The organism is Clostridium sp. UBA1652 (assembly GCF_002320975.1).
In the GTDB taxonomy this organism is placed as follows: domain Bacteria; phylum Bacillota; class Clostridia; order Clostridiales; family Clostridiaceae; genus Clostridium_T; species Clostridium_T intestinale.
The window spans coordinates 1-20,376 of the sequence record NZ_DCLI01000048.1 but is presented as its reverse complement, the minus strand read 5'-3'; the positions used below and the strand labels follow the sequence as shown (position 1 = coordinate 20,376).

General features: G+C 28.3%; 23 protein-coding genes. 5 read left to right on the top strand and 18 right to left on the bottom strand.

Translation table 11 applies throughout. The features are described 5' to 3' along the window. Nucleotides 1-53: 53 nt before the first annotated feature. From B3N22_RS08305 to B3N22_RS08290, 4 genes are all read right to left on the bottom strand, one after another. Complete coding sequence (locus B3N22_RS08305; RefSeq protein ID WP_286906220.1) at nucleotides 54-1,376, bottom strand: PTS sugar transporter subunit IIC; 1,323 nt, start codon at nucleotides 1,374-1,376, stop codon at nucleotides 54-56. Between the two features lie 109 nt (nucleotides 1,377-1,485). Next, a complete protein-coding gene (locus B3N22_RS08300; protein WP_286906219.1) occupies nucleotides 1,486-1,797 on the bottom strand; it encodes a PTS sugar transporter subunit IIB in 312 nt (103 codons plus the stop codon). A 45-nt stretch (nucleotides 1,798-1,842) separates the two neighbouring features. Next, nucleotides 1,843-2,166, bottom strand: a complete 324-nt coding sequence (locus B3N22_RS08295) for a PTS sugar transporter subunit IIA (protein WP_286906217.1) — start codon at nucleotides 2,164-2,166, stop codon at nucleotides 1,843-1,845. Between the two features lie 287 nt (nucleotides 2,167-2,453). After that, complete coding sequence (locus tag B3N22_RS08290; protein ID WP_286906215.1) at nucleotides 2,454-3,353, bottom strand: DMT family transporter; 900 nt, start codon at nucleotides 3,351-3,353, stop codon at nucleotides 2,454-2,456. A gap of 265 nt (nucleotides 3,354-3,618) precedes the next feature. Here B3N22_RS08290 and B3N22_RS08285 point away from each other — a divergent pair, with 265 nt between their 5' ends. Beyond that, entirely contained in the window at nucleotides 3,619-4,494 is an 876-nt protein-coding gene (locus tag B3N22_RS08285) for a radical SAM/SPASM domain-containing protein (protein ID WP_286906213.1), read from the top strand. A gap of 8 nt (nucleotides 4,495-4,502) precedes the next feature. After that, complete coding sequence (locus B3N22_RS08280) at nucleotides 4,503-5,558, top strand: UvrB/UvrC motif-containing protein (RefSeq protein ID WP_286906211.1); 1,056 nt, start codon at nucleotides 4,503-4,505, stop codon at nucleotides 5,556-5,558. 45 nt (nucleotides 5,559-5,603) lie between these two features. On the opposite strand, the gene B3N22_RS08275 is transcribed toward B3N22_RS08280, so the two are convergent. After that, entirely contained in the window at nucleotides 5,604-6,293 is a 690-nt protein-coding gene (locus B3N22_RS08275; protein WP_286906209.1) for a hypothetical protein, read from the bottom strand. Nucleotides 6,294-6,398: 105 nt separating this feature from the next. Between B3N22_RS08275 and B3N22_RS08270 the strand changes: the two genes are divergently transcribed. Beyond that, the gene (locus B3N22_RS08270) at nucleotides 6,399-6,815 is read left to right on the top strand and encodes a hypothetical protein (protein WP_286906207.1); all 417 of its coding nucleotides are present in this window, start codon (nucleotides 6,399-6,401) and stop codon (nucleotides 6,813-6,815) included. Between the two features lie 35 nt (nucleotides 6,816-6,850). On the opposite strand, the gene B3N22_RS08265 is transcribed toward B3N22_RS08270, so the two are convergent. The 3 genes from B3N22_RS08265 to B3N22_RS08255 all read right to left on the bottom strand — a co-directional run bounded on the left by B3N22_RS08265 (nucleotide 6,851) and on the right by B3N22_RS08255 (nucleotide 10,502). After that, complete coding sequence (locus tag B3N22_RS08265) at nucleotides 6,851-7,720, bottom strand: CPBP family intramembrane glutamic endopeptidase (RefSeq protein WP_286906206.1); 870 nt, start codon at nucleotides 7,718-7,720, stop codon at nucleotides 6,851-6,853. A gap of 465 nt (nucleotides 7,721-8,185) precedes the next feature. After that, entirely contained in the window at nucleotides 8,186-8,908 is a 723-nt protein-coding gene (locus tag B3N22_RS08260; RefSeq protein WP_286906204.1) for an EcsC family protein, read from the bottom strand. A 154-nt stretch (nucleotides 8,909-9,062) separates the two neighbouring features. After that, the gene (locus B3N22_RS08255) at nucleotides 9,063-10,502 is read right to left on the bottom strand and encodes an aminotransferase class I/II-fold pyridoxal phosphate-dependent enzyme (protein ID WP_286906202.1); all 1,440 of its coding nucleotides are present in this window, start codon (nucleotides 10,500-10,502) and stop codon (nucleotides 9,063-9,065) included. 462 nt (nucleotides 10,503-10,964) lie between these two features. Here B3N22_RS08255 and B3N22_RS08250 point away from each other — a divergent pair, with 462 nt between their 5' ends. Further along, nucleotides 10,965-11,213 carry a CPF_0552 family protein gene (locus tag B3N22_RS08250; RefSeq protein ID WP_073016282.1) on the top strand — a complete coding sequence of 83 codons (249 nt, stop codon included), beginning with the start codon at nucleotides 10,965-10,967 and terminating at the stop codon, nucleotides 11,211-11,213. 20 nt (nucleotides 11,214-11,233) lie between these two features. On the opposite strand, the gene B3N22_RS08245 is transcribed toward B3N22_RS08250, so the two are convergent. The 9 genes from B3N22_RS08245 to B3N22_RS08205 all read right to left on the bottom strand — a co-directional run bounded on the left by B3N22_RS08245 (nucleotide 11,234) and on the right by B3N22_RS08205 (nucleotide 19,083). Then, on the bottom strand, nucleotides 11,234-12,373 hold the full coding sequence (locus B3N22_RS08245; protein WP_286906200.1) for a hypothetical protein: 1,140 nt from the start codon (nucleotides 12,371-12,373) through the stop codon (nucleotides 11,234-11,236). Nucleotides 12,374-12,484: 111 nt separating this feature from the next. Further along, nucleotides 12,485-13,009: a GNAT family N-acetyltransferase gene (locus B3N22_RS08240; protein WP_286906198.1), complete on the bottom strand. Its 525-nt coding sequence runs from the start codon at nucleotides 13,007-13,009 to the stop codon at nucleotides 12,485-12,487. 11 nt (nucleotides 13,010-13,020) lie between these two features. Beyond that, the gene (locus B3N22_RS08235) at nucleotides 13,021-13,569 is read right to left on the bottom strand and encodes a DUF1697 domain-containing protein (protein ID WP_349676616.1); all 549 of its coding nucleotides are present in this window, start codon (nucleotides 13,567-13,569) and stop codon (nucleotides 13,021-13,023) included. A gap of 152 nt (nucleotides 13,570-13,721) precedes the next feature. Further along, the gene (locus tag B3N22_RS08230; protein ID WP_286906196.1) at nucleotides 13,722-14,462 is read right to left on the bottom strand and encodes an amino acid ABC transporter ATP-binding protein; all 741 of its coding nucleotides are present in this window, start codon (nucleotides 14,460-14,462) and stop codon (nucleotides 13,722-13,724) included. Continuing rightward, nucleotides 14,443-15,108, bottom strand: a complete 666-nt coding sequence (locus B3N22_RS08225; RefSeq protein ID WP_286906195.1) for an amino acid ABC transporter permease — start codon at nucleotides 15,106-15,108, stop codon at nucleotides 14,443-14,445. The genes B3N22_RS08230 and B3N22_RS08225 overlap by 20 nt, the downstream gene beginning before the upstream one ends. Nucleotides 15,109-15,186: 78 nt before the next feature. Further along, entirely contained in the window at nucleotides 15,187-15,963 is a 777-nt protein-coding gene (locus B3N22_RS08220; RefSeq protein WP_286906194.1) for a transporter substrate-binding domain-containing protein, read from the bottom strand. Nucleotides 15,964-16,045: 82 nt separating this feature from the next. Continuing rightward, nucleotides 16,046-17,035 (bottom strand): asparaginase, encoded by a 990-nt coding sequence (locus B3N22_RS08215; protein ID WP_286906192.1) that lies wholly within the window; start codon nucleotides 17,033-17,035, stop codon nucleotides 16,046-16,048. A 9-nt stretch (nucleotides 17,036-17,044) separates the two neighbouring features. Then, entirely contained in the window at nucleotides 17,045-17,692 is a 648-nt protein-coding gene (locus B3N22_RS08210; RefSeq protein WP_286906190.1) for a GntR family transcriptional regulator, read from the bottom strand. A gap of 680 nt (nucleotides 17,693-18,372) precedes the next feature. Beyond that, nucleotides 18,373-19,083 carry a CTP synthase C-terminal region-related (seleno)protein gene (locus B3N22_RS08205; protein WP_286906187.1) on the bottom strand — a complete coding sequence of 237 codons (711 nt, stop codon included), beginning with the start codon at nucleotides 19,081-19,083 and terminating at the stop codon, nucleotides 18,373-18,375. Between the two features lie 235 nt (nucleotides 19,084-19,318). Between B3N22_RS08205 and B3N22_RS08200 the strand changes: the two genes are divergently transcribed. Continuing rightward, entirely contained in the window at nucleotides 19,319-19,744 is a 426-nt protein-coding gene (locus B3N22_RS08200; RefSeq protein WP_286906185.1) for a hypothetical protein, read from the top strand. A 7-nt stretch (nucleotides 19,745-19,751) separates the two neighbouring features. On the opposite strand, the gene B3N22_RS08195 is transcribed toward B3N22_RS08200, so the two are convergent. After that, nucleotides 19,752-20,264, bottom strand: coding sequence for an STM3941 family protein (locus B3N22_RS08195; protein ID WP_286906183.1), 513 nt, complete (start codon nucleotides 20,262-20,264; stop codon nucleotides 19,752-19,754). Nucleotides 20,265-20,376 lie beyond the last annotated feature (112 nt).

Here is a 20,376-nt window from a genome sequence, read left to right as displayed (position 1 = left end):
AACTAAGTACCATAAATATGATACTTAGTTCTTACATAAATTTTTATAACATACTAAACATTTAAGCCTGATGCTTCAGCTTCTGCTTCTTGCTCACTCTTAAGATTCATAGAATCTATCTTTTTAAAGAATGGGAAATAAACAACAACTGAAATTCCTATACAAATTATTTGCATTAATGCTGTTCTCCATCCTCCTAGGATAAATCCTGAAATTATAGGAGGTGTAGTCCAAGGAACAGTTACACCAGTAAATAATGGAACTAAGCCTATTCTCATAGCTATATATGCTACAATAGCTGAAGTTGTTGGAGCTAATATAAATGGTACAAACATTATTGGATTCATAACCATTGGGAATCCAAATAGTATTGGTTCATTTATGTTAAATACCCCAGGTCCTACAGCAAGTTTACCCAAAGCTTTATTTTGCTCAGATTTTGCTATAGTAAGCATTAATATTACTAACCCTATTGTTAATCCTGATCCAGTTACAGTAACAAAGCTTGCACCAAATTGATCTGTTACTATATGACCTCCATTAGCTAAAGTTAATTCTTTACCTGCATCTATAATTGCTTGATTATCTAGTCTATTAGCAGTAGTAAGTCCACTCATTACACCATTAACTATGGTAGCTCCATGAACACCAAACCACCAGAAGAAAGGTACAAGTGCAGTTGTAATTATTAAGCCTATTAATGAATCTGTAAATCCTTGTAGTGGTGTTTGTAATACTTTAAATATAAAGTCTATTAAAGTAGTATTAAGTGCATATCTAAAGAACATGTATACAAACATAGTAGCTGTTATTATTACAAGTCCTGGAATAAGTGCTGAGAATTGATTTGCTACTCCTTGTGGAACCCCAGCAGGCATCTTAATAGTTATTTTCTTAGTTAGGAACCATGAGTAAACGAATCCAACTAAGAGTCCTATAATTATGGCTGTGACCATACCTTGTCCACCAAGCCAAGTTCTAGGAATAACACCTGACACAACTTCACCTGATTTAGATGTTGTATATTGATTTAAAGTTATTAAAAATACTGCGAACGCTATGATTCCTGATCCTAATGGTTCATGACCTTCATTTTTAGCATACATATACGCTATACCTATTACTGCTATTATAGCCATAATCTGCATAGTAGAGTTATAAACTTGGAACAATGGTTCAGTCCACCCTGCTCCAAAGATTCCAGCCATCCAATCATTAAATGGCTTGTATGGTATTTGTGCTAGTAATAAAAATACTGATCCGATTAGTGACATAGGTAGAGTGTATATTATTCCGTCTTTTAGTGCGACAATAGCTTTGAGTTCAACAAATTTCATTACGATACTTATAAGTTTTTCTCCACGTGTTTCTGACATTTATAAGTCCTCCTTAAAATTTTTTTATAAGACAAATTAAAATATAATTTGTAGCTTAACTCATTGAATTTCTTATAAATAAATTCTTAAAACTATTATCTATATTGCATTATTTATTCAGTAGCTTTAAAGCAAAATCTAAAACCTTATCGCCTTTCATCATTCCATAGTCTACTGAATTTATTACATCTACTGGTACTCCTTTTGCACCGCATAATTTTTTTGCATTAGGTAATTTATATCTAACTTGTGGTCCAAGCAGCGCTACATCGATACCTTCTTCTAATTTTTTTGACATAGTTGATTCTGGGAAAGCTTCTATAACAACATCTACCCCTTTTGTTTTAGCTGCCGCTTTCATTTTTTCCACCAAAACACTTGTTGACATTCCTGCAGCACAAAATAATGTAATTTTAATCATTTATTTTTCCTCCTTAATAAATTAATTTCATATTAACCCAAATTATTATTTATCTAGTAATTGATTAACTATCTTTCTTAATTCAATTATTTGCTCGATCATGTTTTTTTCGGATATAGTTGTCATTAAATGGTCTTGTGCATGAACAAATAATACTGAAACTTCGGTTTTAATACCTGCGGCTTCTTTTTGTAATAAGTTTGTCTGAGAATTGTGAGCTAACTCAAGAACTTCATTTGCCTTATTTATTAATTCATCTGCTTCGTCATATTTTCGATCATTTGCTGCGGTAAGGGCTTCATAGGAATAAGCTTTAGCATCACCAGAATTTATTATGATGTCCATTATAATTTTCTCTAACTCCTCCATATTAAACCTCCTAATTAAATATTTGACACCTATGCAATTAATTAAAGCAATTTCTATGCCAAAACACTAAAGTGTAGAAGATAAAGGGATTGTTGAATAGGAAATTTATAAGTGTTTAAAGATTGTTTTGAAAAATTAGACAGTGTTTAAAGAATTATAAATAGTGTTTAGATGTTTTAGCGAAAAAGATGATAATGTTTACAAGTGTTTGGATTTATATTTAATCTGTTTATATGAAAAAAAGTCTAAATTTCTTTATAAAATGAAACTTAGACTTTAAATATTTATTATTTATAATAGTTTGTCCCCCATACTCCTATGAGAATCATGGCAGAACCTATTGTATGATATAAGTGAAAGTTTTCTTTTAAGAAAATAACCCCAGCTAATATTGATACTATTGTAGAAATATTAGCAAATACAGCCGATTTGGAGGCTTCCATTTTAGACAATGTAAAATTAGCAAGAAAATAAGCTACTATAGATGATAATATTCCTAAATACAAAATTGATAAAACAAAGCTTGAACTTTTTAAAGGCTCAAAGTAATTGGATAATGATCCATTTAAGATATGATTACTTACAGAAACTATATTAAAAAAGATTGCTCCTAAAAACATCATAAAGTAAGTAACTTCTATAGCTGTAAAATGTTTAGATATCTTTCTAGCTATTATATTAAAAAATGCAGCTGAAAACACTGCAACACTCAAAAATAATACGCCTAAAATAGAATTTCCAGAGTTTTTCGAGCCATCCATAAGTATGATTAACACTACTCCAGATACAGATAAAATAATACTTAATACTTGCTTTCGTGATGGTTTTTCATTTAAAAAGTATATAGCAAGAATTGTTACTACAATAGGAATAAGGGCTATCATAAGTCCACCTAGTGAGCTTGAAGTCCTTTGAAGTCCATAGGTTTCAAAAATGAAATAAATTATTGGCTCTATAATAGCTAAAACTATTAACCATTTCATAGGTTTATTTTTATAATTTACTTTAATTACTTTAATTACTATAAGCAAGCTCATAATTATAAAAGCTAATAAAAATCTAAAAGCTACTAGGGTTATAGGGTTTGATACCATTAAAGCTTTTTTTGTAAATAAAAAACTTAGCCCAAAGATAATATTAGTAACTAATGCAGTGAAATACGGAATAATTTTTTTGTCTATTTTCATATTTTAGTATCCTTTCTTAAAGCTGAATTTAACTACAAAGAGTAAGTATACTATAAATTCATTTATTACTCAATATTATATCTCCATACACGCATATCACTGTAATACCATAATTATGGTATTACAGTGATATGCAGATATTCAAGTATGGAGGTATGAAGTGCTTTTTTGCTTGAATTTTTATAACGAGTGAAAGAATCCGCTTTCCTTTAGTTAAAAAAAGTGATATTCTCATTTATATATATGTGTTAGTGAGGTATAACAAATGAGAAAATTTAAGAAGATCTATATTGAAATAACCAATGTATGCAATCTTTCTTGTAGTTTTTGTCCTGAAACTTTAAGGAAACCTGAGTTTATAAAGATTGATGCTTTTTCTAAAATACTAGATGATATAAAACCTTATGGTGAATATATTTTTTTTCATATAAAAGGGGAACCACTACTCCATCCAGAATTAGAAACTTTATTAGATATTTCTTTTAAAAAAGGATTCAAGGTTAATTTAACAACAAATGGAACCCTTATAACTAAAGTAAAAGATATATTACTAAATGCCCCTGCTCTAAGGCAGATTAACATTTCTCTTCATAGTTTTGATGGTAATGAAAAAACTGTAAATAAAGAAGAATATATTAATAACGTTATTGAATTTTCAAAGGAAGCTAGAGAAAAGAAGATTATAACTGGACTTAGACTTTGGAACTTAAATGAAAACAATAATACAAATCTTAAGTTAAATAAAAACAAAGAGATTTTAGAAATTATAGAGAGGGAATTTGATCTTCAATATAAAATTGAAGACAAAATAAGCGAATGTAGAGGAATTAAGATATCAGAATATATATATCTAAATCAAGATTATGAATTTAATTGGCCTGCCTTAACGGAGGATGAGGATGATGGTATAGGTTTTTGTCATGGGCTTAGAAACCAAATTGGTATATTAGTAGACGGAACCGTAGTTCCTTGTTGTTTAGATGGAAATGGAATTATAGATTTAGGAAATATCAATAACAGTAGTTTTTCAGAAATAATAGAAAGCTCTAGAGCTAAGGATATTACAGAAGGATTTTCAAATAGAAGAGCTGTTGAGGAGCTTTGCAGAAAGTGTGGGTATAGAAAGCGATTTGGGAGGTAATTTTATAAATGGATATTAAGGAAAAAGTAAAAGGACTCCCCTCTTCACCAGGTGTATATTTAATGAAGGATTCTCTGAACAATATCATATACGTAGGAAAGTCTAAAAATCTTAAAAATAGAGTTGGCTCATATTTTATTAATTCTAAAGCACATTCACCTAAAACTTTAAAATTAGTAAAAAACTTAAAAGATTTTGATTTTGTGCTTACTGATACTGAGTTTGAAGCTTTTATGTTGGAATGTAAATTAATAAAAGATATAAAACCAGCCTATAATAGGCTTATGAAAAGTCCTAAGTCTTATAAGTATGTACATGTAAATCTAAACAAAGAATATCCTGATTTTAGAATAGTTGATGAATTAACTTCGGAAGAGGGTATGCTTTATTTTGGACCTTACGTAAGCAAAAGTTCTCCTGGAAAAGCTGTTGAAGGAATCAAGGATTTTTATAAAATATTATGCTCTAATGACTTTAAAAGAAAAGGTTCATGTTTAAACTACTCTCTTGGTATTTGTGTAGGATTATGTGTAGATGACTCAAAAAAAGATTATTATATGGACGTAATTAATAAGGTTATAAATTTATTAGAAGGTAAAGACTCATCTATATTAAATGAAATTGAAGAAGCAATGAGTCAGGCATCTGAAAACTTTGATTTTGAGAGAGCTGCTAAATACAGGGATTATTTAACTTTTATAAATTATTTAGTTGTAAGTATTAAAGCGGTTGATTTTACTGAAGAAAATAAAAATATAATTTTAGTAGAATACTTGGATAATGAAAACATAAAGATATTTTTTATAAAGGGAAATAAAGTTGTATTCAAGGAAAAAGGTGCGTTTATTAAACTAACGACCTTAGCTCAAAATATAATAAAGCATTATAAAAAGCTTAATCTTAATGATGGGACTTTTGTAGGTAAAAACGAGGTGGACGAGGCTCAAATAATCTATAACTACATAAATAGTAAATCAGATAATCTAAAATTTATAGTAATTCCAGATGAATTTATATCCGATGCAAAGTACATAAATAGAGAGATTAAAAAACTATTTGAATAAACTAAGGTGTAAGAACTACTTTATGTAATATTTCTTACACCTTTATTATTTGATTTTAATCCAATAACTCAATGTTGATTCTTCTTTAAGACCTCTCTTTTTATGCATAGTATAAGCTTTAGAATTTTCCTCAATTACTATTAGAAAGATTTTATCTATATTTTTATTGTTTAGGAAGTTCATGGCAGTTTCTAAAAGTGATTTACCATAAACAACTCCTCTGCATTTCTTGCAAAGCCCTATGTCAAATGAACCTTCTTTATTATCATGTGTGAGTGGAATTAAATCTAAAAGAGGTGCGTTTAAGGATACATCATCTAAATTCATTTTAAGAGATCTATAGGAATTATTTAAGCCTAATTTTTCTAAAAGCTTTAGTTGAATAACATTTCTTTCTCCTAAAAGTATACTTTCAGCATTATATTTATTTGCTATTAATACAGCTTTTTCTATAAGTTTTTTTGCAATTTTAATATTATCTTCAGAAACATCTAGTAAATCTAAAAAGTGTATATATACAGTTTTTAGTTTTTCAACCACTTCAAGGACTATATTTATTTTACCAACTACTTTTCCATTATTAAAATAAAAAAGAACACCTCTTCCATAATCATAAACTTTTGAACCAAACATGGTATTAAATTTGTCCCAAGTCATGATGTTGTCATTTCTAGTAATAAAATCAAAAGCAAGTTTTTTCTCATCTTTATTTAAATTAATATATTCTTTAATCATTTTAGGTATCTCCTTAATTATGTATAAATCTATATCAATATTTTACTATTATATACTATTGTACTATAATAGTTTTGTATGATTTAAATTTTTAGGGGGGATTATATGAGTAAAAAAAGATTGATTTTATACATTATTGCTATATCTAATTTAATAGGCGGAATTATAGGATTACTTTTCATGTATCAGTCAATAAAGAGTAACTTAGTAGTTAATTGGACAGATATATCTATTAATACTAACGTTAAAGTTATAATTTTTATTGTTTCAATACTATTTTGCTTATCGCCTATTCTTATTTTTACCGGAAAAAGAAAAGCTTTACTTATATTCTATATAATAAATATTTCAAATATTCTATTTGAAATTATTACTTTTATAAGAGCTAAATATTTTATAGAAGACTTAGAGATTTCTAATAGTTCTGGCATTCCAATAATCAAAATACTAATATTTGTGTACTTAATTAAAAATGAATTAGATGAACATAATTTAAATACTAGCAATAATATTACCGCTTAAAGATAAAAGGATGCTTTTATGTGCATCCTTTTATCTTATACATATTTTATAGTTTTCTTTCTTTTATAATAAAGATATAAAATAGCGAGGTTTACTATTAAAATAAAGGTAACAGCAGCCCCACCCTCTGGACCAAATGAACCACCGTTTATTAGATTATTCTGAGCTACTGTAGTTTCATATAGTCCGTTTGTAGGGTTTCCACTAACTTGAAATCCAAAGACATACCCTTGAAAATAGTTCCAAGTTATATGATAGCCTATAGGCATCCATATACTTGAAGATTTAATAAACATATAGGCAAAAACTATTCCTACTAAAAAGATGTTAAATAAACCTAAAGGATTAGCATTAAGATTACTAGCATGCATCAGAGAAAAAATTAATGAAGATACTAAAACTATAAGGAAACTGTTATTTGTTTGTTTTAATACTGACATCAAATATCCTCTAAAAAACACTTCTTCTCCAAAACCAACTAATATAAATAGTACTATACCTAAAAGTATTTCGTAAGAAAAATTAGGTTTAAGAAAAGAAGTAACCAAGGTTGCATTATTAGTAGCTATTAGTATAAAAAATACTATGGTTATAGACAGAGCGCCTAAAAATAATCCCAATATTAAATCAAAACCATCTCTTTTTATTGAAGTTAACCCCATATTTCTAAAAGGTTCTTTCTGAACAAGTTTCCAAGAAATCAAAGAAACCAAAATAAAAGATATTGTGCTAACCCCCATGTTTAACAGTGAATAAATAGAATTATTACGGCTAATAGAAAATATAGCACCAAAAAGTTCGATTATTATTGATAAAATAAATATTGTTAGGAATAAAATTAAAAATGAAATAGCGATCTTCCAGCCACTTCGAAGCTGATTATACCTGTTTTTAAAAATTAACATTAGTAAGCCCCCCAGCTTTTTAAAATTTACAAAGATTGAATAATTAATCTTTGTAAAGAATAGATAATTTATGATGTGTATATAATATTCTTCCTCAGGGATAATATTCCTCTTTTATTTTTATAATTTAGTTCAAAAACAATTAACGCTTGCATATAAATTTTCATATAATACTTGGGAAGTCTCTTTTGTACAAATATGAAAAGCCATTGAGTTTTCTTCTGATTTAAACTTAATATATATTTCAAAAGAGACTTCTCATATTTAAATTTAGTAATTAATGAATATATTAATAATATTTTGTCTATAATTTAAATAACATTCTTAAAATGGATGTTATTTCACAAAGAAAGGTACTATATCCTTACTTTTCTTTAAATTCGGCATATAACATAACTACCTCCTCTTATTTGCAAAAAAAAGAAAGCTTTCTCATGATTTTGAGAAGGCTTTATTTTATAGAAATTATAAATTTGGAAATAATCTCATTCTGTATGAATTCATTGAGGTTGTTCCAAGTTTATCTAAAAGCTTTGCGTTAGCATAAGCTCCAACAAATGCACCAATAACAGGAACTAGTTGGAGTAATTTTGCTAAATCTATATAATCTCTATATTCTTGTTGAAAATCACGCCAATTAAAGGCATTTATGTCTCTAGGAAGTTTACTTGAGGTCTCTTCCCAATTTTCCATTTCTAAAAACACTTTATTAGTTTTAGATTGGCTAGAAAATGCTAATTGAAATATATAAAGTATATAAATTCTTTCTTTATAGTTTTTTACATCATATCCATATATAGCAGCTATTTCATATAAAAACTTGATCTTAATACTAAGTAATAGTGGAAAGTCAGCTAAGCCTAATAAAAATCCTCCTGCACCTGTACTAGCTCCTTCAACGATAGCTGTAGTCTTATAAAACTCTATTTTTTCTCTTGCAAGTCTATCTCTTTCCTCTAAAGATATGTTTCTAATAGGATCTTTAGCTATAAATTCTGATCCAACTAAAACAGCTTTAATCATGTTTTTAATTGCAACTGTCATTATTTCATGATATTTTTCAGGCAAAACATCATTAAATTTATTTTGAATACCCTTGGATGCTTTATTAAAAATCGAGGGTTTTTTCATCATTTCAATTTTCCATTTACTTAATTCAGGTATTAGTGATTTTTTATATTCAGACATAAAATCCTCCTTCTTAACTTTTACTATATTATATACCAATTCTTATACTACTACACAATTATTAGATATTTATTAGAATTTTATAAATAATTTTATAGTTTTAACCATAGAAAAACACCCTAACTACTTAGGGTGCCTTTCTACTCTAAATTTATTATTCAATTATAGCTATAGTATCATCAACCATGCCTATTATCTCTACGCCTTGATTAAACATGTCCTCAATATAGTCAGCAATTTCTTTGTTTATCTCTTCGCCAATGCTAACTATAGGAATTCCAGGAGGATAAACAATTATAGTATCTCCACTTATTTTGTTAACTGCATCTTTTAGGTTTACATACTTTTTATCACTAAAAAATGCATCTCTTGGATTTAATAAGGTTTTAGGTATGCTTAAGCTCTTAAAATCAAAATTTAATTTTGTATCTTTACTATGATTTTCTCTTATATACTTAAGAGCTTTTACAAGTTTATCTAAATCCTGAGTTGTATCATCTAAACTTATAACAGCTAATATATTGTACATATCGCCAAGTTCCATTTGAATCCTGCATTCACTTCTTAGAAGGTTAACAACTTCAAATCCACTAAGTCCAGTATCTTTTACACATATACAAAGTTTACTTAAGTCTATTGACTTCATATTGTATTTAGTTATTTCTTGTTCATCTAAAACATGATAACCATCTAGAGCATTTATCTTTTTTCTACCTTCAACACATATTTCCACTACTTTATCTAATTTAGCTTCTCCAGTAAGGGCTAAATTTTTTCTAGCAACATCTAAGCTTGCCATCAATAAATATGAACCGCTAGTAGTTTGTAATAAGTTAAGAGTAGCTTTTACTTTCTTAGGATCAACTTTAGTAGAATTTATTAACAAAGCTGAACTTTGAGTTAATGAACCACCGGTTTTATGAAGGCTTACACAAGACATATCGGCTCCCATCCTCATTGCAGGAGCAGGATACTTGTCATTAAAATAGAAATGACTTCCATGCGCTTCATCGGCTAAAACTAGCATATTATGCTTATGAGCTTCATAAACTATAGGTTCAAGGTTTGTAGTTACGCCATAATAAGTTGGGTTAATTACTAAAACTGCTTTAGCATCGGGATTATCTCTTATTATATTAATCATCTTATCTTCAGTAACGTTCATGAAAATCCCGTATTCAGTGCTTATTTCGGGTTCTATAAAAACTGGAATTATTCCACATAGTATTAATGCATTCAATACACTTTTATGAACATTTCTTGGTATTATTAATTTTTCTCCAGGTCTACAAACGCTCATAATCATGGATTGAATACCTATTGTGGTACCATTAACTAAAAACAATGCCTCATCTACGCCAAAAGCATTTGCCATTAGTTTTTGAGCATCTTTAATAACTCCAGTGGGTTTTATCAAATTATCTAAATTTATCTTGGAATTAACATCATACTTAAATATCTCTTCACCAAGACAATCTTTTAATTCATTATCATTCCCTCTATTTTTGTGTCCAGGTACATCAAAGGGAGTTACATCATCTTTTATATACTCTTTTAGTGCATTCAAAATCGGAACGCTTTCTTGCTCTAACATTTATCAGTCCCCCTAAATTTTAATTAGTCTAGTATATTCAATTGTATATTTAATTGAAACTAGAAATTTTAATAATATTATGTATAAATTAAAATAAAAAATTACGACAACATTTATTTAACAGCAAAACTTTTGAAAAGTAAAGCATAATATATTATTTTGTCGTATTGTTCACAAATAATTTTTAATATATAAGTTATTTTAAAAAAAATGTAGTTTTTGAAGGACTTTTTTATCGTTTTAATCTAGGTTTTAAGAAAAAATTACTATTAAAAAAGTAGTCGCAAACCCATGTCTTTAGCGGTCTTACGCATATTTATAAATAAAAATAAATATTTATACATAACTATATTTCTGAACTTAAAATTTTCTACAAAAAATTTAAATAGATTAAAAAAATCAGAATTTTTTTATAGATAATGGTAATGATATCAAGTGAAGTTTTATTTAGGAGGATTATTTATGGAAACAACAATAATGGCGTTAAGCATAGATCCTAGAACTGCTCATGCACCGCAAGTTCAAACTGTATTAACAAAACATGGTTGCGCTATAAAAACGAGACTAGGATTACATGAGGCAAGTGAAGATTCTTGTTCCCAAAAGGGGTTAATTCTTTTACATCTTAGCTCGGATTTACAAGAAGTAAAGGAACTTGAAGATGAGCTTATAGATATAGATGGAGTTAGGGTTAAATATATGACCTTATAATAGAAAGAACCTGATANNTATCAGGTTCTTTCTATTATAGAATTTTTTATCCAATTCATAAGCATTAACTCCATCTCCGCTTCTCCTTTTACAGGATATTTTAATGCTAATACTTCTCCTTCTTTAAAATACTTAAGTGCTTTATCTAAATCTTTTTCGTAAAAAGCTTCATAGGCCATTAGGAATCTCTTTTTACTAATAGAAAATTTTGAAGCCTTAATGTATTTCTTTAAGCTATCATCATATAATTTATCTACTACATCTTTATTACAATCACCTGTAAGCTCTAAAAAGATTTTTTCGCAGTTTATTTCGTACCTAATAATTGGTATTAAATCAGTATTTGAATCAAAGGCTTTTAAGCAAAGTTCGGCATTATCAAAATCCATCTTATCTAAATACCAAGAGTGCTCTAAAAGCTTAAGAGAAGCTACTAGGGGGTTACTAAGGTCAACCCCTTCTTTACACTCAATATCTTTAAATGGGATATCCTTCATTCTATATCCTTTAGTTAAAAGAGCATAAGTTTTAAGTTGAGCATAAAAACCATATCTAGCATATTCATCTTTAAACATAGACAGGATATTATAACCATCATTTGCTACTCCACCAACCTTAAGAGGAATAATATTAGTCAAGCCAGCTATGATTCCAGCTATACTTTCTAAAGTAAGTATTAAGTTTAGAGTCGAGACTCTATTTTCAGTAATTATAATTATTAGTATACTAGCGAAAGAGATTAATAAGTTCATTAATCCTCCACCTAGATTATATATTATAAAAGGATATTTTCCATCTTTAAGCTCAGGTGGCATCATAAGGCATTGACCTGCTGTGCCTGGAATGCTAAACTTTTTTATCTTAAATTTATTATTTTCTTTGATTAAAGTAATAGAAGCAATTCTAAAAGATACAAAAGTATATCCACTTAAAAGGCCAAATATTAAGTGACCAGCTTCGTGAATTATTATATGCACTAGATAGAAGAAAAAAACTGCTCCTATTAGTGCGTAGATTTTAAATATAAACAACAATCCACTTTCACTTTCTATATAGGGTGACAGAGATTTTATAATGAAAAGTGCCAAAAAAAGTCCGATAAAAGCACCTAAAATAAGGCTTTTTATTGTCTTTGAATATTTTTTTATTTTGTTACTCATATAAACTCCTTTCAATATGATATAAGAACTATTATAACATAATAAGAGTAAATATTTAGAAATTAAACTTTCTTATTAGCTTCTTATTATATAAATTTTAAGAAGGTGGATTTAATTAACTGTATTTTTTAAGCTATAGGAAGGATGATATAGACCTGTAGGCTTGTAAAACTCATCTCTTAAATAGTTAAATCCAATCTTTTTAAGAAGAGCTTCTGAGGATTTATTATAAGGATTATGACCTGCAAATAATTCTTTTATATTTAAGCTATTAAAAGCATAATTGATTATTGAATTTAATGCTTCAAAAGCAAGACCACATCCCCAATAAGCTGGTTTTATATGAATTCCTACTTCGTATATATTATTTTCTATATCATAAGGTCTTAACCCGCAGCAACCTATATTTTTAAAATTTTTAAGAAGATATATTGGAAAGTATTGAACCTTGTAATTATTATATGTAGCTATTTCTTTTTGTAGTCTACTCTCTATATCTTTATGTGACATTACTCCAGTTGAAGTAATAAACTTTGTAACTTCTGGGTTACCCCAAAGCTCTATTGCGTCTTTCAAATCTTCAATATTCCATGTTGAAAATCCTATCCTCTCACTTTTCAGAAAAAATCCTTTCATATTCTATTCTCCTAACAATTAACTAGGTCACTAATCTTATTTATTGTTTTCCAATTACGTGTAGTCGCAGAGTTATCTAATTTACCTAGGTTATTCCCAAGTTTTGAATTTCTTATGCTGTCATGAAATAATAAATAAACATCTCTGCCTATTATTTTATATTTATCCTCACCAGTTTCATAAACACTGAATTTATCAATATTTTCTTCTAGAGGTTCTTGTTTTAAAAAGGCTACATACAATACCTCGCTAGAAGAATTTCCTTGAACTTCTAATATTTCTTTTTCTGAGAAAGGACAATTCTGTATAATCTTATTAAGTTCTTCTTCACTTCGTAATATTACGGAAACTTTAAAACCCACATTTGTATATATTTTTTCTTCAATTATATTAATAAGGACACTTTCACTTTTATCTGAAGAAAACAATACATTACCACTTTGAATATAGGTTTTTACATTTTGAAATCCTATGTCTTCAAAAATTGCTTTTAGCTGTGCCATTTTGATTATATTTTTCCCACCAACATTTATTCCTCTAAGTAGTGCTATATAATTCATCATAAAACTCCTTTACCTAAATTACTTGACCTGACAACCGGTTGACCGGTCAACTGGTCAACCGATCATTATAATATTATAATAACCGATTTTAGCTAAATAAAAAAACTAAAGTATTAATTAAATTAATAACTTTAGTTTTTTTAGCTTTATTATGCAATTGAATTAGCATTAATAACTTTATCTAAAAATTCTTTGCATCTATCACTAGTTGGTGCTGTAAATATTTTATCTGGTTCGCCTTCTTCTAATATATAGCCGTGATCCATAAATACTACTCTATCAGCAACATCCCTTGCAAAGCCCATTTCGTGAGTAACTATTACCATAGTCATTCCTTCTTTAGCTAAGTCCTTCATAACCTTAAGAACCTCTCCAACCATTTCAGGATCTAATGCTGATGTTGGTTCATCAAATAACATTATTTTAGGATTCATTTCTAAAGCTCTAGCTATAGCTACTCTTTGTTTTTGTCCACCAGATAAAGTGTCAGGATAAACATCTTTTTTATCCTTTAATCCAACCTTATCTAATAAATCAATAGCTTTTTTTGTTGCTTCTGTTTTGTTCATTTTCTTTAACTCAACTGGAGCTAAAATCATATTTTGTAATACTGTTAGATGAGGGAATAGATTGAAGTGTTGAAAAACCATGCCTATATTTTGTCTTAGTGTATCTATGCTTTTGTTGTTTACTAGTTCTTCTCCTAAGATAGATATACTTCCAGCTTGGATTTCCTCTAATCTATTTAAACATCTTAAAAGAGTACTTTTACCTGAACCAGATGGACCTATTATACATACAACTTCTCCTTCTGTAATTTCAAGTGATATATCTTTTAATACCTCAAGTTTACCATACCTTTTTTTAACATTAGACGCTTTTATGACCACGATGAAGTCTCCTTTCTATATACTTAGATAATAAAGTAAGTAAAGTAATTAAAACTAAATACATTAGAGCAACTGCAGCATATGTTTCAAGTGGTTTAAAGTTTCTAGCAACTATTATTTGTCCACTAGCTGTAAGTTCACGTATACTTATTACTGATAAAATAGATGTATCCTTAATTGTTATTATAAATTGATTTATAATAGAAGGAATCATTATTTTAATAGCTTGTGGTAGTATAACTTTTTGCATAGTTTTAAAATAACCAAGTCCTAAGCTTCTAGAAGCCTCCATTTGTCCGATATCAATAGCTTGTATACCTGCTCTAAAAATCTCAGACATATATGCACTAGCATTTAAAGTAATTGCAATAATAGCACATACCATTGGGTCTGACCTTTGTGCGATTAATGGTGCTATACCAAAGTATATGAAATAGGCTTGAACCATTAAAGGGGTTCCTCTTATTATGTAGATATATACTGTTGATATTGCATTTAATATCTTTGATTTACTTATTGTAAAGATTCCTAAAATAATTCCTAATATAAATGCAAGTATCAAAGATATTATTGATATTCTAATTGTAACTAAAATACCTGTAGTTAAGCTTGGCAAACTTTCCTTTAGTATTTCCAAAAGCTGCATATTTTCCTCTCCTTACTAAAATGATAATTAATGATAAAGAATGAATTAAAATCCATTCCCTATCATTATCAAAAATAATTATTTACCTATATATTGACCAACGATTTTATCGTATTCGCCATTTTCTTTTAACTTTTTAAGTCCATCGTTGAATTTCTTAAGTAACTCTGCATTTTTACCTTTATTTACTGCAAAACCATAATCAACTGATGATAATTTATCTCCAGCGATCTTTAATTTAGAAGATCCGTCTACTTTTATTTTGTAAGCTATAACTGGGTAATCTTCTAATAAGAAGTCAGAGTTTCCATTTTCAACATCTAAGAACATTGTTGGAGAATCATCAAAATAGTTAAGTTTTAAACTATATTTTGATTGATTATCTTCTGCAAATTGAGATCCTGCTGTACCTTTTTTAATTGCAGCTGACTTACCATTTAAGTCGTTTAATCCATTTAATGAAGCATTTTTAGCATTTGCAACTATTGATAATCCTGATTCAAAATATCCTTCAGAAAAATCTAAAGCTTTCTTTCTCTCTTCAGTTATGCTCATTCCAGCAATAGCTCCATCTAATTGGTTAGATGTAAGACCTGGGATTATTGCACTAAAGTCCATTGGTTTTAATTCATACTCAAAACCTTCTGCTTTAGCTATAGCTTCTAAAAGTTCTACGTCTATACCTTTATATTTTCCGCCTTCTTCAAAAGAAAATGGTGCGTATTTTGAATCACAAGCAATTATGTATTTTTTACTTGCATCCTCCTTAGAAGCATCTGCTTTTTGACATCCAGCTAATACACCAAAAGCCATAACAGCTGATAGTACTAGCCCTATTATTGATTTCTTTTTCATTTTTATGTCCCCTTTCATATCTAAAAAATATAATAAAATAAAATTGATATACATTATTAGTTTGTAATTTATTTAAATTTTATTAAATACTAATTTCACCTGATAAGTTTTTCTGCATGATTTTTTGAATTTCTTCATACTCTTCAGTTTGGCCAAGAGCCCACATAAGCTTTGTGACAGCTGCTTCAGTAGTCATATCTTTTCCAGAAATAAGGCCTGCTTTTTCAGCTCTTACACCAACATTATAAATGTTTAGGTCAGTTCCATCGTAAAGACATTGACTAACTACAATAACAGGTATTTTATGAACACATGTCATCGTTTGAAATTTTTCTAGTAAGTCTGTGTATTCAGAAGGAATTCCACCAAGTCCAAAAGCTTCTACAACTACTCCTTTATAGGACTGACTAACTATGTAATCAACTATAGATGGTTTTATACCAGGTATTACTTTTAACAAAAACACTTCATCGCATACTTTTGGTGAAAACTCTAACTTATCAGAAATTTCATCATTTTGTTCTAAAACAACTTTACCATCTTGGAACTTTCCTAGGTATGGATAATTACAGCTTACAAAAGCATCCTCACTAATAGAGTGTATTTTAAATGCTCTAGTTCCCTTTATAATCCTTCCATTAAATACAAGACAAATTCCTTTGAAATCAGAAGTTGCTACTTGAAAGGATTGGAATAGATTAATTACACCATCACTACCCTCAGCATCTATAGGTAGTTGTGAACCTGTAAATACAACTGGTTTATTTAAGTTTCTAAGCATATAAGAAGCTATAGATGTTGTATATGACATAGTATCAGTACCGTGAGTTATTACAATACCATCAAAATTATCTAAACCTTCATGTATAGCATTAGCTATAACCAACCAATCAGATGAAGACATGTTTGAACTGTCAATATTTAATATAGGTTTTACAGTTATTTCACATAAGGTTTTAACCTCAGGGATCTTCTCTACTAGCCATTCTCCACTTAAGCCTGGCACAAGACCTTTATCGGTTTTTACAGAAGCTATTGTTCCTCCTGTTGTTAATAAAAGTATCTTTTTCATTTTGTCCTCCTAAATAGCGCTTTGACTACTATAAACTCTATTTTCTAAATGTGAAATATGTTTATATATAAGCTCTTCCGCTTTTTTACTGTCTCTATCGATCAAAGCTTTAGCTATACTTATATGTTCTTCAATCTCATCTTTATATATTAAATGTTGACTATCTATAATGAGAATTCTAGAAAGATTCTCCATAATATTTTTAAACATTTCAGTAAATAAAGAATTATGTGTGGCCTTTACTATAGACATATGAAAACTGTCATTTAAGGAATTAAAGTCACTGAAGTTGTCCTTTTTATGTATATCGGGAAAATTCATAGCAAGTTGTAAAATTCTATTTAATTCTGCTTCAGTTGCAGTTTTAGAAACCAAATGCACAGCTGCTTTTTCAAAAATTAATCTCATTTGAAAACATTCTTTGATATTAGTATTTGTTACTGGTTTTACTAAATACCCTTTTCTAGGTAATGAAGTTAGATAACCTTCTATTTCTAAAGCTCCAAGTGCATCTCTAACTGGCGTTTTACTAACCTTATATTTGTTTGCAAGTTCAGCAAGAGTTAAAAAGTCTCCATCCTTTATTATTAATCCTAATATATCGGATTTGATTTTGTCATAAATATCTTTTGCAAATGATTTATCAACTTGTCCCAAAAATTCCCCTCCTTTTCACTGAAATCCCACTGATATATCAGCAAATGTAAATAAAAAAATCGTAAAGGCGATTATGAGCCGTCGATTTTTTTTGCGCATCTGCCTTTCCAAACGCATGTGAGGAAAACTGGCAGGCGTTCAATTTTCTTGTTTTTTTATTCTTTAGAAGTTTGAATCAAAATACAGAAGTTTAATAAAACCCACACGATCGTTTCTATAGAAATAATGTATATTAATTCCCTAAAGAATAAAAAAAGCAAAGAAGTCTTACGATGTTTAAAGCTTCATTGCTTTCACTTACTAAAGTATATTTTAAAAATTACTGATTGTCAAGTTTTTATCTTAAAATAATCAATTCGTATACTATACTCCTGTAATTGATGATAATTTAATAATTAAATCTATATTAAGTAAAATAACTGGCAATTCATTTTTGCAAGAATTTATTTCTTTTTTGCAAGAATGTGAAGCAGTAGCATTCATTTTGATATTTGTTGATCCTAGATTCCAGCATTATCTATAATATTTTCATTATCGTTAACCTGACATCTTCTAGCAAAAAGAAACTCATTTAAAGCATATAGAAATCCAAAGAGTATTGCAAAGTTTAAATCACTTAAATCTAAGCAACTTTTTATTGAAACTTGAAGTTAACAATTGAGTAACTGTTTATTTGTATACTACTCCCTAAATTTCATAACTGCTTTTAAATATTCTATTATAAGTTTATGAGGATTCTCTGGAGTTGAGCTTAATTGTGGTTGAAACAAAGTAGCTACATAAAATTTCATATTAGGAAGTTCAAGTATTCTTGCCTCTCCCAAAAGGTCTTTTCCAACTATTTTAAACCCATCTTTATGTAAGCGTTTCTCATATTCAGGATTAACTCCAAAATTGCAGTTATATCTTTCTTCAATCTCTTCTTGTTTATAGTAATTATATAAATTTGAGGTTTTATCTATTAAAATTTTACTGGTTTCTCCAAGCAAAGAACATGATAAGGGAGTAATAAATATGCTTTTTTCCTCATCATTTTTTAAATCACCTAAGTCTAGTTTATTAACAAGGTATTCTATAACAGCATGTTGAAAACCGCCACAAGTACCTATAAAGGGATAGTTATTTTCTCTTGCAAATTTTATTCCATTTAGCGCTCCCTTAAGGCTATTGTACGGGCTTCCAGGTGCACAAAATAATCCATTGAATTCACTTAGTTGTTTTTCTACATCATTCTCAAGGCTGTCAGTAGATATCCATTTAATTTCTACATGCACATTTAAGGATCTACCGCAATGAACTAAAGCTTCGCTCGTAGCTATATGTGATATTCTTTCACTATCATAATCACCGATTATTCCTATTTTTATTGAGTTTGTTGTTTTTTTATCCATTATATCGCCCCACCCCCATAAATTTTATATAATAATGATATTAGATTAAGGTTTGTAAAAGAAAGGATTCCTTTGAGATTGGTTTATTAATATGAAGCATATTTGATATAAATTATAACATAATTACCATAATATACACAATATGTTATGGAATTTAATAGAAAAAGCAACTAAAATATAAGTAAGTCATATATTAAAGAACTTTATAAATTATTTGAATATTAGGGGGATAAAAATGAGAATTAGCACATTATTATTAGTTATATTATCTATTGTGGCTGTTATTGGAGGAGGATTTCTAAATTTTCAAGAATTTTTAATGGGGAGCCCTGCAAATTATAAAAATTTAATAGTCACTTTTTCCTACTTATTGATTTGGATATTTATATTGTTAATAAGCATCAGATTTAAAAATCGTAGTGTATTAAAATATTGTCTGGTATTTGGAATTATAATGCTAGTACTCTCCCTTTTAACTATTTATATTAATGTAAGTGGGGCGACAGCAAACTGGGCGTTGATTTTTGTAATATTGCTCTTAGGACAATGGTATGGGATTAATTTTTTTACAGGGAGTTTTTTAGTTTCATCTATAATATTAGTATTTATATCTCTACTAATGTCTATAATTACTTTTATGTCATTAAAACGTCTTAAATAAATATATTCTATGGAATTAAGTTGCACTCTAATCTATCATTAATTATTCTTAAAACCTCGTCAAATTCCATATCAGAAGTATCTAGATTAATACAGATAACAGGATATTTCAATTTAAGATTGAATTTTATTATTAACTTTTTAAATGGAGAAATATTATTAATAACTTTGTGTAGGTCAATTAAATCTATAGCTAAGAACTTTTGTTTTAACTTCTCAAATGCATAAACTGATTTAATGTTATTGTAATTAAGAAAACCTATACTAGATAAAGAGGATATAACAGTAATTCCGTTATCGTCTATTTTTAATAAAGCTCTTTTGTGAATTACGTTTTTTATTATGAAAGCTAGGCTTAGAGTACATAAAAGCAAAAGAAGTATCCCAAGTATTAAATTTAGAATCATACTATTTACTGTACCATTAAAAAAATACCAAAAACATAAAAAGATATTTATTGTAGCAAAAATTATAGTTTTTATGACTTTTGATAAACTTTCTCTTATTATAATCTCATTCATACGCTTTTCTCCAATTTTCATAAATTATTACAAATATTATAACATTATCTTCATATAATTACCAAATAATAATAAAAAAGCCAGAGGATTTACCAATGTCATTAAGTTAAGA

Coding starts and splice junctions, on each gene's coding strand:
- B3N22_RS08260 (WP_286906204.1), bottom strand. CDS start 8,908: ATGTCTGAATATAAAAAATCACTAATACCTGAATTAAGTAAATGGAAA.
- B3N22_RS08275 (WP_286906209.1), bottom strand. CDS start 6,293: ATGATTAAAGAATATATTAATTTAAATAAAGATGAGAAAAAACTTGCT.
- B3N22_RS08200 (WP_286906185.1), top strand. CDS start 19,319: ATGAGAATTAGCACATTATTATTAGTTATATTATCTATTGTGGCTGTT.
- B3N22_RS08270 (WP_286906207.1), top strand. CDS start 6,399: ATGAGTAAAAAAAGATTGATTTTATACATTATTGCTATATCTAATTTA.
- B3N22_RS08215 (WP_286906192.1), bottom strand. CDS start 17,035: ATGAAAAAGATACTTTTATTAACAACAGGAGGAACAATAGCTTCTGTA.
- B3N22_RS08250 (WP_073016282.1), top strand. CDS start 10,965: ATGGAAACAACAATAATGGCGTTAAGCATAGATCCTAGAACTGCTCAT.
- B3N22_RS08245 (WP_286906200.1), bottom strand. CDS start 12,373: ATGAGTAACAAAATAAAAAAATATTCAAAGACAATAAAAAGCCTTATT.
- B3N22_RS08295 (WP_286906217.1), bottom strand. CDS start 2,166: ATGGAGGAGTTAGAGAAAATTATAATGGACATCATAATAAATTCTGGT.
- B3N22_RS08235 (WP_349676616.1), bottom strand. CDS start 13,569: ATGAATTATATAGCACTACTTAGAGGAATAAATGTTGGTGGGAAAAAT.
- B3N22_RS08205 (WP_286906187.1), bottom strand. CDS start 19,083: ATGGATAAAAAAACAACAAACTCAATAAAAATAGGAATAATCGGTGAT.
- B3N22_RS08285 (WP_286906213.1), top strand. CDS start 3,619: ATGAGAAAATTTAAGAAGATCTATATTGAAATAACCAATGTATGCAAT.
- B3N22_RS08265 (WP_286906206.1), bottom strand. CDS start 7,720: ATGTTAATTTTTAAAAACAGGTATAATCAGCTTCGAAGTGGCTGGAAG.
- B3N22_RS08280 (WP_286906211.1), top strand. CDS start 4,503: ATGGATATTAAGGAAAAAGTAAAAGGACTCCCCTCTTCACCAGGTGTA.
- B3N22_RS08240 (WP_286906198.1), bottom strand. CDS start 13,009: ATGAAAGGATTTTTTCTGAAAAGTGAGAGGATAGGATTTTCAACATGG.
- B3N22_RS08220 (WP_286906194.1), bottom strand. CDS start 15,963: ATGAAAAAGAAATCAATAATAGGGCTAGTACTATCAGCTGTTATGGCT.
- B3N22_RS08225 (WP_286906195.1), bottom strand. CDS start 15,108: ATGCAGCTTTTGGAAATACTAAAGGAAAGTTTGCCAAGCTTAACTACA.
- B3N22_RS08255 (WP_286906202.1), bottom strand. CDS start 10,502: ATGTTAGAGCAAGAAAGCGTTCCGATTTTGAATGCACTAAAAGAGTAT.
- B3N22_RS08300 (WP_286906219.1), bottom strand. CDS start 1,797: ATGATTAAAATTACATTATTTTGTGCTGCAGGAATGTCAACAAGTGTT.
- B3N22_RS08195 (WP_286906183.1), bottom strand. CDS start 20,264: ATGAATGAGATTATAATAAGAGAAAGTTTATCAAAAGTCATAAAAACT.
- B3N22_RS08290 (WP_286906215.1), bottom strand. CDS start 3,353: ATGAAAATAGACAAAAAAATTATTCCGTATTTCACTGCATTAGTTACT.
- B3N22_RS08305 (WP_286906220.1), bottom strand. CDS start 1,376: ATGTCAGAAACACGTGGAGAAAAACTTATAAGTATCGTAATGAAATTT.